Below are 13,135 nucleotides of genomic sequence, written 5' to 3' on the forward strand. Positions count from 1 at the left end.
CATTGACCTGGGCGCGGCTGAAGGACGATATCGGCACGCGGATCGCTGGCCTGACACGGCCGACGCGCTCGGACTGGATCTTTGCCCTGCGCACCGTTTCGGCCGGCCTCATCGCGATTTTGGCCGCCTATGCGCTGAAGCTCGACCACCCGCAATGGGCGATGATGACGGTGTTCATCGTCGCACAGCCGGTCGCCGGCATGGTGCTGGCGAAGGGGTTTTATCGTCTCCTCGGCACGCTTGCCGGCGCGCTGGCGGCGATCGGGATTACCACTGTTTTCGATGCCAACCCCTGGTTGCTGGTTGCAGTTCTTGCCGTCTGGATCGGCATCTGCTCGCTGGTCTCGTCGCTGCTACGCAATCCGGAAGCCTATGGCGCGGCGCTTGCCGGCTACACCGCGATGATCATCGGCCTGCCGGCTTTCGGCCAGCCGCACCTCGTCATCGATCTCGCCGTGGCGCGCTGCGCGGAAATCGTGCTTGGTATCGTCTGCGCTGCGCTGACCAGCCGGCTGATCCTGCCGAAACTGGCCGCCGACGCCATCATCTCAAGACTGAAACGCAGCATTCTCGACCTGGCGGCCTATGCGGACGGCGCTTTTTCCGGCGGCGATGCGGAAAAGCTTGCCGGGCTGCACCGCAAGCTGATCGGCGACGTCCAGACGCTCGGCGAGATGCGCACCTACGCAAGGCTGGAGGGGCCGAGCCTCGCCACCCGCGCCTATCCGGTCCGGCGTACCATCGGCCAGCTTCTGTCGGCCCTGTCGGCGGCGCGTGCGCTGCATGCCCACGCCGCGCCGAAGAATGCAGCCCTCATCCCAGTTCGCGCCGAGTTGCAGGCCGTTGTCGGCGAACTGGTAGCCAAGCCGGGCGCGCTGGACGATACGGCGCCCTGGGTGGCGCGGCTCGACGCAATCGCCGGCAAGGCGCGACAGATGCCTGACGTCGCGGCCGGGCAAGACATTGACTGGGCTGGCACTGTCACCCGCCTAACCATTGCCGCCGACTTCGCCGAGGCCATGCAGCAAGTGCTGCGCGGCCTCGATGCACTCCGCTCTCCCCGTGCCAGTCGCGAACGGCGGCAGCCAGCGCTGGTGGTGCACCGCGATTACCGTGCGGCATCGCGCAATGCCGTGCGCGCAGCAATCGCCACGCTCCTGGTCGCCGGCTTCTGGCTGGCGACGAAATGGTCGGACGCGACCGGCACGGTCATTCTGGTCGCCGTTGTCTCCAGCTTGTTCGCCGCGCGCGCCGATCCGATCCGGTCGGCATGGAACTTCTTCGAGGGCACGTTGCTCGCCCTGCCGTTCGCGTTTGTGGTCGGGCAGATAGCACTTCCAGCGCTGCCGGGCTTTGGCTGGTTCGCGGTTTTCGTCGTCCCGATCCTGGTGCCAGCGGCACTGGGCATGGCCAATCCGCGTTACGTCGGCGTGGCAACGGCCTTTGCCATCAATTTCCTCGCCTTCCTCAGCCCACATCAGGTCATGACCTACGATCCGGAGCCGTTCCTCGCCAATTCGGCAGCGGTCCTGGTCGGCATTCTTCTGGCGATCGGCGTCTTCGCCACCGTGCTGCCCGCCGACCCTTGGGTTACAGTCAACCGCATCCTGCAAACCATGCGCGAAGATCTTGCCCGCCTTTGTCTGCACGACCGCCTGCCGCGGCGATCGGCCTTCGAAAGCCTTGCCTACGACCGGATCAACCAGTTGATGCCACTGCTGCAGAACGCCGGCAAGAAAGGCGACGCGGTTCTCGGCGGCGGCATAGCTGCCGTTACCGTCGGCCTCGAAATCCTACGGCTGCGCAACGCGCAGCAAAGTTCCGCGATCCCGCCTGAAACAGCACTTTCCATCGCCAATTTCCTGCGCGGTCTGGCACGCGAACTGCTGTTCAGGCGTCCCGGCGAGCCGCAGACGGCGACCGTCGCAGTCGCCAGGCAGTATGCAGCAGGCATCGCGGAGCGCAGCGTCGCGGCCGAAATGCTGCAGATCGCCGCCTCGCTGCGCATCATTGCCGCCGCGATCGAGGATTTTCCGGATTTTTTCGCGAAGGACCGGGTTTAGGCAGCGGCGATCGCCAGCGCGTGCCCGCGTGCGTTCTCGCGCAGCGCGTCGAGATGGATCGATTTGACCAGCCCGGCGAGATCGCCTTCGGCGGACTGTCCGCCCAATTCCTTCAGCATCAGCCAGCTCACTTCCTGGACGCCGGCGAGGCGTTTGCCGTTGGCGACCTCGCGCCAGACCTTCAGCGCGCGCAGAATGATGGCGTGGGTGGCGGCGGCAAGCCCGGCGCTGCGGAACAGTGCCTGCAACGCTATGTCATGCCCGCCGGCCAGCAGTGCTCTCACCCGTTGTTCGGACTGTTGGCTGAGCGCGACCAGCGCCGAACCAAAGAAGTCGACCTTGCCGTGCGCAATGGTGCGGACGACGAAGCTTGCGGTCAGGTCGCCGCGCAGGCGCAGATGTTCGACAAGTGCGGTATGTTCCTCTGTCCGCGTGCCTTCGATCAGCGTCACCGAAGCCTTGATGCAAGCATCGCGCGTGACGCGCTCGGCCCTGGCGGCGCCCATCAGCGCCAGCACCAGCGGCGACCCCTTGAGCATCTCCCCGAGCTTGACCAGCAGCGTATGCCGGCAATCGGCGGGCAGCCGGGTGTCGGCGATCAGCGCCTCGCGCACCAGAGGCAGATGGCCGTGCCGCTCGGCCATGCGGCGAAAGCTGACGGATGCGATGTCGGCGCCGCTGTTGGCGAGCAGCGTGGCGCAGGCTTCCGGCTCGCCGATCTCGGCGATCGCCGCCGCAACCGACATCGAGACGCGTGGCCGGTCGGCGATCACCTTCTGCGTCGCCTTCTGGCCGCCGGCAACCCGATCGATCAGGTCGGCATCGGTGAGCAGCGGCGAGCGCGCCAGCACCAAGGCTGCGACTTCCGGCTGGTCCGAGGCCAGCGCGCTGACGATCTGCGGCGGCGCATGATGGCTCATGGAAAGCGCGTCGGCGATCGCCGCCCGCACCTTCGACGATACGTCATCGAGCAGCAACGTCAGCGCCGCCTCGGCAGCGCAGCGGTCCTCGAAAGGCAGCTCCGAGTCGACATAGGCGCGAGCCAGCGCGCTTGCCGCCGCAGCACGCTCCGACACCTTCGCCGTATGGATCCATTTCAGGAAATGCGAAACGACCATGTCGCCTGCTTACGCCCCTTGCCAGAACGCTTCTGACCCTGGCGGAGACCGTAGGCACAAATGGTTTACGAACGGTTCACCATGTTCGTTAACTGGCTTGCGAGCCCGGTATGCAACGCCTATCAACCCTTAAGCAGCGGAGGAGATCGACAATGGCCGGACTTTACCTTGAGGAGTTCGTTCTCGGCCATGTGTTCAAGCACACGCTGCGCAAGACCGTGACCGAAAGCGACAATATGCTGTTTTCGGTGATGACGCTGAACCCGCAGCCGCTGCACATCGACTTCGACTTCGCGGCGAAGAGCGAATGGGGCAAGCCGCTGGTCAATTCGCTGTTCACGCTTGGCCTGATGATCGGCATCTCGGTCAATGACATCACCGTCGGCACCACCATCGCCAATCTCGGCATGAAGGAGACAGTGTTTCCGCACCCCGTCTTCCACGGCGACACCATTCGCGTCGAGACCACGGTGGTTTCGGTGCGCGATTCCAGGTCGAAACCGGACCGCGGTATCGTCGAGTTCGAGCACCGCGCCTATAACCAGAACGATGTGCTGGTTGCCAAATGCACGAGGCAAGCCATGATGATGAAAAAGGCATAGCCGATGCGTTCTCTGCTCTTCGTTCCTGGCGATTCGGAAAAGAAGCTGGAGAAGGGCTTTGGCGTAGGCGCCGACGTGGTCATCGTCGACCTCGAGGATTCGATTGCCGCGCAGAACAAGGGGTTGGCGCGCGACACAGCGGCGCGTTTTATCGCCGAGCACAGGCACCGGACCAGCTCCGCGATCTATGTGCGCGTCAACGATCTTTCGACCGGACTGACCGACGACGATCTGGCGGCGCTCGTGCCGGTGAAACCAGACGGCATCATGCTGCCTAAGTCGAACAGCGGACTGGATGTCCAGCATCTCTCGGCCAAGCTCAGGGTGCACGAAGCCGAAGGCGGCCTGCCGGATGGCGCGATAAGGATCCTGCCGATCATCACCGAAACGGCCGCAGGCGTCTTGGCCGCAGCGACCTACGCCCGTGCAAGCGCGCGGCTTGTCGGCGTCACCTGGGGGGCGGAAGATCTGTCGGCGGCGATTGGCGCGCGCGCGACGCGCGACGCGAATGGCCGCTACACGGATGTGTTCCGCCTCGCCCGCACCATGACCATGCTTGCCGCAAGTGCCGCGGAAGTCGCGGCAATCGACACCGTCTTTCCGGATTTTCGCGACATGGCCGGCTTCGAGGCCGAATGCGCCGAGGCCGAGCGCGACGGTTTCACCGGCAAGATGGCGATCCATCCGGCGCAGGTACCGGTCATCAACGCCGCCTTCACGCCTTCGGCGCAAGCGGTGAAAAGCGCCCTGGCGATCGTCGAGGCGTTCGAGGCGGCAGGAAATCCCGGCGTCGTTGGCATGGATGGCAAGATGTACGACCGGCCGCATCTCAAGCTCGCAGAGCGGCTCCTGGCGCGAGCCAAGGCATCGGAGCTTGATCCTTAGGGGGTCTGTTCCGCGCCGAAATTATCCCACCCACGGCCCTGAATAGTCGGCATAGAGCTTTGCCGGATCGGGCCGCGGTCGTTCCGGTGCTGGCCCCTGGTAGGAGCCGATATGGACGAAGCCGACGACCCGCTCATGCGGCGCCAGGCCGAGGATCGCCCTGCCCTCGGGCACGTCGGAATACCAGTTGCTGATCATGTTGGTGCCGTAGCCCAGCGCATTGGGGGCAAGCATCAGGTTCATCGCCGCCATGCCGCCGGACAGGAACATCTCCCATTGCGGGATCTTTGGATTTTCCCTAGGGATAGAAATCACGCCGATGACCAGCGGTGCCCGCGAAAAGCGCGCCAATTCCTGGTTGCGCCGGCCTTCCGGCAGCGGCCCTTCGCGCTGTTCGGCAAGTTCTGCCAGCTTCTTGCCGATCTCGATACGGGCCTCGCCGCGATAGAGGATGAAACGCCAAGGCTCCAGCCGGCCATGGTCCGGCACCCGCGAGGCGGCGGCGATCATCGTCGCGATCTCCGCATCGCCCGGTGCCGGTTCTTTCAAATCCGGGATCGGCGCGGAATTTCGGGTCAGCAGAAGATCGATGATCGGCGACGCCATGGGCGCGAGTCTCCTGGAATTTGAGCTGAAGCGCACCATCGGGACATCGGGCGGCTTGGGCATTGGCGCGGCGCGCCGGACAAAGAGCCCTGTAGCAGAAGCCGACCGGACTCTTAAGCCTTGAAATTGCCACCGCCTTGGGCTTCAACGCAAGGCATGTTTGAGGGGACATTGCGTCTTTTCCTGATATGGCTCGCTGCCACACTGTTGATGGTGCCGGTTTCGCTTGCCGTCGCCCAGGATGTGGACGGCCTCGGCGAGCTGAAGCTTCCCGGAATTTCGGGCTATGCGCCTCCGAAAAGCGAGACATCGCTGGCATTGGGCAGCAGCGGGGCGATCACGCTGTCGGCGCAATTGACCGACAAGGGCGCCGACATCACGCGCGGCATCGTCTGGCGCGTCTTCAAACCCGAATCGGCCAGCGACGGCAAGCTGCCGATGGTCGCCTCCTCTCATGGCGGCACCGCCATATTCCAGCTCGAGCCGGGTTCGTATCTGGTCCACGCCTCCTACGGGCGGGCCGGCGCCACCAAGCGCATCACCGTCGGCAAGGAAGCCAAGCGCGAGAGCCTCGTGCTCGATGCCGGCGGCCTCAAGCTCGATGCCGTGCTGTCCGGCGGGGTACGCATACCGCCGAAGAAGCTGCGCTTCTCGATCTATGAGAGCCACGCCGCGGCCGATGGCGATCGCGCCCTGATCATACCCGATGTCGAGCCGAACAGCGTCGTGCGGCTCAATGCCGGCACCTACCACGTCGTGTCGACCTATGGCGCGGTGAACGCGGTCATCCGCTCCGACATCCGCGTCGAGGCCGGCAAGCTGACCGAAGCGACCGTCGAGCACCGTGCCGCCGAAATGACCATGAAGCTGGTGCGCGAACCAGGCGGCGAGGCGATCGCCGACACCTCCTGGTCCCTGCTCAACGAATCCGGCGATCCGATCAAGGAAACTGTCGGCGCCTTTGCCTCGATGGTGCTGGCCGAGGGCGACTACACCATCATCGCCAAGAACCGCGACCGCATCTACCAGAAGGATTTTACGGTGGTGGCTGGGCACAACCAGGACATCGAGGTTCTGGCCACCGAGGCTTCGGCCATCGATTCCGAGGAAGGCGCCGACTGAGGCGCGCCCCTCTAAGCTGCCTTGCGCATGCGTCGCGCCAGCGCGTCGCCGACGCGCACGTCGATCGATTTGCCAGATAGGCGCGCGGCGTGACAGGCATATAAAATATAAAAATGGCGGTGGATCGCTCCACCGCCATTCGTTGCTGGTCGGCTGGTTCAGGCCGCGCGGCGCTTGCGGTCGGGTGTCACCGCCTCATCGGCAAGCAGCTTCACGGCGGCTGCGAGGCCGAGCGATTCCTGGTCGCGCGAACCGAGACGACGGATATTGACCGCTTCTTCCTCGGCCTCGCGCTTGCCACAGACGAGGATGACCGGGACCTTGGCCAGCGAATGCTCGCGGACCTTGTAGTTGATCTTCTCGTTGCGCAGATCGGCTTCGGCGATCAGCCCCGCCGCCTTCAGCTGTGCAACGACCTTTTGGGCGTAATCGTCGGCATCGGAAGTGATCGTCGCCACCACCACCTGCAGCGGCGCGAACCAGAGCGGGAAATGGCCGGAATAATTCTCGATCAGGATGCCGAGAAAACGCTCCATCGAGCCGCAGATGGCGCGATGCACCATCACCGGCTGCTTCTTTTCCGAATCCGAGCCGATGTAGAAGGCGCCGAACCGTTCCGGCAAGTTGAAATCAACCTGCGTGGTGCCGCATTGCCAGTCGCGGCCGATGGCGTCCTTCAGCACATATTCGAACTTCGGCCCGTAGAACGTGCCCTCACCCGGATTGACGCCCGTCTTGATCCGGTTGCCCGACCGCGCCGCGATCTTGTCGAGCACGTCCTGCAGCACGCCCTCGGCATGATCCCACATCGCGTCGGTGCCGACCCGTTTTTCGGGGCGGGTCGCCAGCTTGACGGTGATTTCGTCGAAGCCGAAATCGGCATACGTCGACAGGATCAGATCGTTGATCTTGATGCACTCGTCGGCGAGCTGTTCCTCGGTGCAGAAGATGTGCGCATCGTCCTGGGTAAAGCCGCGCACGCGCATCAGCCCGTGCAGCGCGCCGGACGGCTCATAGCGATGCACATTGCCGAATTCCGCAAGTTTTACCGGCAGATCGCGGTAGGATTTCAGCCCGTGCTTGAAGATTTGGACGTGACCGGGGCAGTTCATCGGCTTCAGCGCAAACACCCGGTCGTCGTCGGTGTCGTCGCCAGCAACCGTCACCTTGAACATGTTGTCCCGGTACCAGCCCCAGTGGCCTGACGTCTCCCACAGGCTCTTGTCGAGCACCTGCGGCGCGTTGACCTCCTGATAGCCCTGCTCGTCGAGGCGGCGACGCATGTAATTGACCAGGTTCTGGAACATCCTCCAGCCCTTGGCGTGCCAGAACACGACCCCGGGGCCCTCCTCCTGGAAGTGGAACAGGTCCATCTCACGGCCGAGCTTCCTGTGGTCGCGCTTCTCCGCCTCGTCCAGCATCGTCTGATAGGCTTCGAGCTGCGCCTGGTCGGCCCAGGCCGTGCCGTAGATGCGGGTCAGCATCGGATTGTTCGAATCGCCGCGCCAATAGGCGCCGGCGACCTTCATCAGCTTGAAGGCGCTGCCGATCTGGCCGGTCGCGGCCATATGCGGGCCACGGCAGAGGTCGAACCAGTCGCCCTGTGCATAGATCTTGAGGTCCTGATCCTCGGGGATGGCGTCGATCAACTCGAGCTTGTAGCGCTCGCCCTTGTCGGCAAAGATCCTTTTCGCCTTTTCGCGCGACCAGACCTCTTTGGTGAACGGCTTGTTGCGCGCAATGATCTCGCGCATCTTCTTCTCGATCACCGGGAAATCGTCGGGCGTGAACGGCTCGTTGCGGGCAAAATCGTAGTAGAACCCGTTTTCGATCACCGGCCCGATGGTCACCTGCGTTCCCGGCCAAAGTTCCTGCACGGCTTCGGCCAGCACATGGGCTGCATCGTGGCGGATGAGCTCCAGCGCACGCGGGTCCTCGCGGGTGATGATCTCGACCTTGCCGGACTTGCCGATCCGGTCGGAAAGATCGCGCAGCGTGCCGTCGATCGAATAGGCAACGGCCTTCTTGGCCAGCGACTTCGAGATCGATTCCGCCAGGCCGGCGCCGGTCATCGCCGCGTCGTAATCGCGAACGGAACCATCGGGAAATGTCAGGGAAACGGAATTCAGCATAAGATTCTCCTATCCAGTCCCGCAAACGAGCGCGGGTGGTGAAATGCATGTCGCCCAAGACTGCTTAGCGGTTTTGGGGCTACGACATGCATCAGTAAGAGCCGGATGCGTCCGGCGGCGAGCGGTCTTTTATGGGCAGTTTTCGGCGCCGTAAAGCCGGATGTAGGTCACCTGAGGAGATTCGGCATATCTTTCAGGAACATCGCCCGCGTCTTGAGCCCCTTTGGCGTGTCGGAATGTTTCGTATCGACTACCAGGCGGGCAAAGACGATCTTGCGGGTATCGGTCTGCGCCCAGCCGACAAACCAGCCGAGCGAGCGCTTGTCGGCGCTGTCGCCGAGCCTGGTCGTTCCAGTCTTGCCCTGCACCGTCCAGCCGCCTGCCCGGAAGGTCGGGACAATCGCGCTGGTCATCGCATGGGCCTTGTCCGAAACCGGCAGTTTTCGCGCCAGCAGCTTGCGCAGGAAATCGACCTGCTCGACCGGCGATATCTTGAGCGAAGAATTCACCCAGGAATGGGTGAGGCCGTCATTCTTGCCGGCAGTGCCGGAGACTTCGGTGTTGCCATAGTCCAATCTGGACACATAGCCGGCAAACTGTTTGCTGCCGAGCCGGCGCGTAATCTCGCGTGAGAACCAAAGGACCGAATCCCTTTCCCAGATCGTCGGGTCGACGGTCTTGCGGTCCCGTTTCGGGGCATTGAACTCTGCCTTGTACTCCCAGCTTGGCGTATGCTCGTCGCTCAGGATTCCAGCATCATAGCCGATCAGCGCCAGCGGAACCTTGAATGTCGAGGCGGGGCTGAAGCGCTGATCACAGGTCCCTTGGCGATACAGCGTCTCGCCGCTTGCGGCGTCGACGATCAGCGTGCATTCGACGTCCCCGAGCGGCGCCGATTGCGCACGGATCGGAAAACCCATCAGCCACGCCAGGACGTAGAGAACCACGGCGAAAATGAAGGGACGACGATCTATCCGGCGCATTTGGTAATCTCTCCTGAAGGGTGTCAGGAGCGGCTTAGCGAGGTGTCTTGTCTCGATTTTGTCTCAAATGCGCTATGTCAGCGCAAGCTGCGGTTAACCCTACCAGATCGTAAAAAGCGATCCCTTTGTGCACCGCACAGTTGCGGTCAACTGTCCAGGTCGCCACGTTTTTTCCCGATCCGCCAGTACCGCCATGGCGTGAACCAGAGGTAGCGATCAGCCAGTGCCTCAGGCACCCGGTCGATGCCGTGCGTGCCGAACGGTCCGCAGCGCAGCACCCGGAAAAACCCCATCCAGCCGCCGGCCCACAGCCCGTGGCGGGCGATCGCTTCGTACGCGTATTCGGAACAGGTCGGCAGATGCCGGCAGGAATTGCCGACGAAGCCGGACAGCGTCAGCTGGTAAAGTCGGACAAGCGACGTGCCGAAGACGCGGCCCGGCGTCTTGCGCCACGGGCCGGACCAGTTGCGTCCTTGTCGAATCGGCCTGGCGCCGTGCGCATGCCGATGTTGGCCGACCACCGCAGTCTCCACATCGCGTTTCCCTACGCGATAGATGTGCGCATCGGGCCAGGAACGCAATGCCGTTCCGGCAATCCCGTCATGGCCTGGTAGGGCGAACCGGATAGCGGTCGGGCGTCGGCCTTCGGCATACGGCGACGCTGGTCGGCGGCCTCTCCTCGCACCAATCCCTATGCGGTTTCTCGTCGTACCATTGAAACGTCGCGATCCGCATCACATCGCCCAGAATGTTGAGAAACTGGATCATGGCGGCACTCCTTGAGCACCGATTAGAGCGCCGCTGGCCTTCCTCTTCAAACGAGTATAACGTCCACGTCAGATAACTCTGAGTTATGCGAATGAAGCGCGGACACCTCCCCCTGACGGCTCTCAGAAGCTTCGAAGCAGCCGGTCGTCACCTGAGCTTCAGCCGTGCGGCCGAGGAGCTTTATGTTTCGCAGGCGGCGATCAGCCGACAGATCCGCGAGCTCGAAACCTTCCTGCGCCAACCTTTGTTCTTCCGCCATCATCGCCGCGTCGAGTTGACCGACACCGGCCAGCGGCTGCTCGACCAGTTGGTCAGAAGTTTCGAGGGCATCGACAGGCTGCTTTCGGAATTGACGGCGGCCCCGACGCAGTCCGTGGTGCGTGTCAGCGTCGAGCCATCACTTGCATCCGTATGGCTGGTGCCGCGGCTCAACCGCTTTCGCGAGTTGCGACCCGACATCGACGTTTCCCTTGAGGTCGACCCGAGATTGATAGAGTTTCGCAGCGATCAGCCCGAACTTGCCCTGCGTTTCAGTGCGCACGCCACCTCATGGCCACGCAGCGAAGCCGAACAGCTTGCCGCGGTCGTCGATTCCCCAGTCCTGTCGCCGGCACTTCTTGCATCCGGCCCAGCTCTGGAAAAGCCGATCGACCTTGGTCGCTATACATTGCTGCACGAAGAAAACCGTCAGGCTTGGGCGCGCTGGTTCGAAGCGGCGGGCGTGACGGCTGATGCCGTGCCTGCGCGCGGCCCGATGCTGGCCGATGCTTCGCTTTCGAAGCAGGCAGCCTTGCTTGGACATGGTGTCGCGCTGGGCGATCTTTTGCAGATCGGCGAAGAACTTGCGTCCGGCGCGCTGATCAAGCCTTTCGACATCGACGTCGCGTCGGGCGCCTCTTGGCTAGTGGCCAGAAGGCTGAATGACCTTTCCGAGCCAGCCAGGGCTTTTGCCGACTGGGTCCGGGCGGAATTCGCCGAAAGCCGGCGTTTTCTCGCCAAGGTTTAAGCTGCCTCTTCCGCCCGCTTCTTTTCGATCTGGCCGATCGCGTCGACCACTGCGTCGAAGGTCAGCATGGTCGAGGCGTGGCGCGCCTTATAGTCGCGCACCGGCTCCAGGTATTTCAGGTCGGCGAAGCGGCCTTCGGGCGGCGGGCCATTTTCCTTCAGCATCTTCAGCATCGTCTCGCGCACGCTGCGCAATTCTTCTGCACTGGCGCCGACGACATGCTGCGCCATGATCGAAGACGACGCCTGGCCAAGCGCACAGGCTTTCACGTCATGCGCGAAATCGCTGACGACGCCGTCATCCATCTTCAGATCGACGGTCACCGTCGAGCCACACAGTTTGGAATGTGCTCGTGCGGTTGCATCGGGCCGGTCGAGCCGGCCGATCCGTGCGATATTTCCGGCAAAACCCAGAATTTCCGCATTGTAGACATCGTCGATCATATTTTTCCAATCCGTCGCCGCCCAGCGAACAGCGATTGCCGCTCTGGCGTCTTCCTTTCGCTCGGCACGAACATATATAATGGCAGTAGTCGGGTATCGACAAGGCGACCACAAACCTCGTCATGCCCAAATCTGTTCACGCCACTTACGGGCTGGAAACCGGGCGAGTTTCTAACACCCGAAAGGTCGTGGTCCGTTCAACTCGTTCCTCCTAAGAGAGGAACTACGGGAGACGCCTTTATGGACGCCGTTATCAAGAAACTCATGCCGCAGTCGGCCTATATGGAAAAGCCGGTCACCGACCGGCCAAGCGAGGCCGAAGTCGAAGCCGCGGTGCGCACCTTGCTGCGCTGGACCGGCGACAACCCTGACCGCGAGGGTCTGATCGACACACCGAAGCGCGTCACCAAGGCGTTCCGCGAAATGTTCAACGGTTATGATATGTGCCCAGCCGAGGAACTTGGCCGCACCTTCGAGGAAGTCGCCGGCTATGACGACCTCGTGATCGTCAAGGACATCACGTTCCACTCGCATTGCGAGCACCACATGGTGCCGATCATCGGCAAGGCGCATGTCGGCTATCTGCCGGACGGCAAGGTCGTCGGCCTATCCAAGATCGCCCGCGTCGTCGACATCTTCGCTCACCGCCTGCAGACCCAGGAAGCGATGACGGCGCAGATTGCCGGGGTCATCCAGGACGTGCTCAATCCGCGCGGCGTCGCCGTTATGCTTGAGGCCGAGCATATGTGCATGGCCATGCGCGGTATTCGCAAGCAGGGCTCCACCACGCTGACCTCGACCTTCACCGGCGTCTTCAAGGATACACCCGAAGAGCAGGTCCGCTTCGTCACCATGGTGCGCGGCGGCGAAACTGATCAGACCCGCCCCACCTTAGTTAAATAAGGACCGGCGAATGTCGGCATTGGAATTCCCGAAAGCTCCAACAGACAAGAAGGCACTCGAGGAAGGCGCGGTCCTTTCACCGCGCTTCGATGCTGCCGGCCTCGTCACTGTCGTGGTCACCGATGCCGAAGACGGCGTGCTGCTGATGGTCGCGCACATGAATGCCGAGGCGCTGGCGCTGACGCTCGAGACCGGCATCGCGCACTACTGGTCGCGTTCGCGCAACGCGCTGTGGAAGAAGGGCGAAACCTCGGGCAATGTCCAGCAGGTTGTCGAGATGCTCACGGATTGTGACCAGGACGCGATATGGTTGCGCGTCAAAGTGCTGGGTCACCAAGCAACTTGTCACACCGGCCGACGTTCATGCTTTTATCGGACGGTGGGGCTGAGCGATGGCAAAGGGACGCTTGCCAGCGACGGCAGCAAGCCGCTGTTCGATGCGGAAAAAACGTATCGAAAGCCCAATACACCATCAATATGAACCATTCGCAGCACTTCAGCCAC

At 62.8% G+C, this 13,135-nt stretch carries 13 protein-coding genes; 7 read left to right on the plus strand and 6 right to left on the minus strand.

The genetic code is table 11. The annotated features are described in order from the left end of the window. Positions 1–2: 2 nt before the first annotated feature. Positions 3–2,063, plus strand: coding sequence for an FUSC family protein (locus NKJ55_RS19835; RefSeq protein WP_352451347.1), 2,061 nt, complete (start codon positions 3–5; stop codon positions 2,061–2,063). On the opposite strand, the gene NKJ55_RS19840 is transcribed toward NKJ55_RS19835, so the two are convergent. After that, complete coding sequence (locus NKJ55_RS19840; protein ID WP_352451348.1) at positions 2,060–3,181, minus strand: DUF2336 domain-containing protein; 1,122 nt, start codon at positions 3,179–3,181, stop codon at positions 2,060–2,062. The two genes, NKJ55_RS19835 and NKJ55_RS19840, sit on opposite strands and share 4 nt — an antisense overlap. A gap of 110 nt (positions 3,182–3,291) precedes the next feature. Here NKJ55_RS19840 and NKJ55_RS19845 point away from each other — a divergent pair, with 110 nt between their 5' ends. Next, positions 3,292–3,783 carry a MaoC family dehydratase gene (locus NKJ55_RS19845; protein ID WP_502894930.1) on the plus strand — a complete coding sequence of 164 codons (492 nt, stop codon included), beginning with the start codon at positions 3,292–3,294 and terminating at the stop codon, positions 3,781–3,783. A 3-nt stretch (positions 3,784–3,786) separates the two neighbouring features. After that, positions 3,787–4,668, plus strand: a complete 882-nt coding sequence (locus tag NKJ55_RS19850) for an HpcH/HpaI aldolase/citrate lyase family protein (RefSeq protein WP_352451350.1) — start codon at positions 3,787–3,789, stop codon at positions 4,666–4,668. Positions 4,669–4,689: 21 nt separating this feature from the next. Here the strand turns inward: NKJ55_RS19850 and NKJ55_RS19855 are convergent, their stop codons facing one another. Continuing rightward, the gene (locus tag NKJ55_RS19855) at positions 4,690–5,274 is read right to left on the minus strand and encodes a nitroreductase family protein (RefSeq protein WP_352451351.1); all 585 of its coding nucleotides are present in this window, start codon (positions 5,272–5,274) and stop codon (positions 4,690–4,692) included. Between the two features lie 156 nt (positions 5,275–5,430). Here NKJ55_RS19855 and NKJ55_RS19860 point away from each other — a divergent pair, with 156 nt between their 5' ends. Continuing rightward, positions 5,431–6,396, plus strand: coding sequence for an RgsD C-terminal domain-containing protein (locus tag NKJ55_RS19860; protein WP_352451411.1), 966 nt, complete (start codon positions 5,431–5,433; stop codon positions 6,394–6,396). A 158-nt stretch (positions 6,397–6,554) separates the two neighbouring features. On the opposite strand, the gene thrS is transcribed toward NKJ55_RS19860, so the two are convergent. From thrS to yidD, 3 genes are all read right to left on the minus strand, one after another. Further along, positions 6,555–8,528: a threonine--tRNA ligase gene (thrS, locus tag NKJ55_RS19865; protein ID WP_352451352.1), complete on the minus strand. Its 1,974-nt coding sequence runs from the start codon at positions 8,526–8,528 to the stop codon at positions 6,555–6,557. Positions 8,529–8,695: 167 nt separating this feature from the next. Continuing rightward, positions 8,696–9,511, minus strand: coding sequence for a class D beta-lactamase (gene blaOXA, locus NKJ55_RS19870; RefSeq protein ID WP_352451353.1), 816 nt, complete (start codon positions 9,509–9,511; stop codon positions 8,696–8,698). Positions 9,512–9,657: 146 nt separating this feature from the next. Next, on the minus strand, positions 9,658–10,032 hold the full coding sequence (yidD, locus tag NKJ55_RS19875) for a membrane protein insertion efficiency factor YidD (protein ID WP_352451412.1): 375 nt from the start codon (positions 10,030–10,032) through the stop codon (positions 9,658–9,660). 338 nt (positions 10,033–10,370) lie between these two features. On the opposite strand from yidD, the gene NKJ55_RS19880 reads away from it, so the two are divergent. Further along, positions 10,371–11,285, plus strand: a complete 915-nt coding sequence (locus NKJ55_RS19880; RefSeq protein ID WP_352451354.1) for a LysR substrate-binding domain-containing protein — start codon at positions 10,371–10,373, stop codon at positions 11,283–11,285. Here NKJ55_RS19880 and NKJ55_RS19885 read toward each other — a convergent pair. Then, the gene (locus tag NKJ55_RS19885; protein ID WP_352451355.1) at positions 11,282–11,728 is read right to left on the minus strand and encodes an iron-sulfur cluster assembly scaffold protein; all 447 of its coding nucleotides are present in this window, start codon (positions 11,726–11,728) and stop codon (positions 11,282–11,284) included. The two genes, NKJ55_RS19880 and NKJ55_RS19885, sit on opposite strands and share 4 nt — an antisense overlap. Positions 11,729–11,968: 240 nt before the next feature. Here NKJ55_RS19885 and folE point away from each other — a divergent pair, with 240 nt between their 5' ends. Both folE and hisI read left to right on the plus strand, forming a co-directional pair. Next, positions 11,969–12,631 carry a GTP cyclohydrolase I FolE gene (gene folE, locus NKJ55_RS19890; RefSeq protein ID WP_352451356.1) on the plus strand — a complete coding sequence of 221 codons (663 nt, stop codon included), beginning with the start codon at positions 11,969–11,971 and terminating at the stop codon, positions 12,629–12,631. A 10-nt stretch (positions 12,632–12,641) separates the two neighbouring features. Next, on the plus strand, positions 12,642–13,112 hold the full coding sequence (gene hisI, locus NKJ55_RS19895) for a phosphoribosyl-AMP cyclohydrolase (RefSeq protein ID WP_352451357.1): 471 nt from the start codon (positions 12,642–12,644) through the stop codon (positions 13,110–13,112). The last annotated feature ends 23 nt before the right edge of the window (positions 13,113–13,135 follow it).

Origin of the sequence: Mesorhizobium sp. M0106, from assembly GCF_040322715.1 — a bacterium.
Lineage (GTDB): Bacteria > Pseudomonadota > Alphaproteobacteria > Rhizobiales > Rhizobiaceae > Mesorhizobium.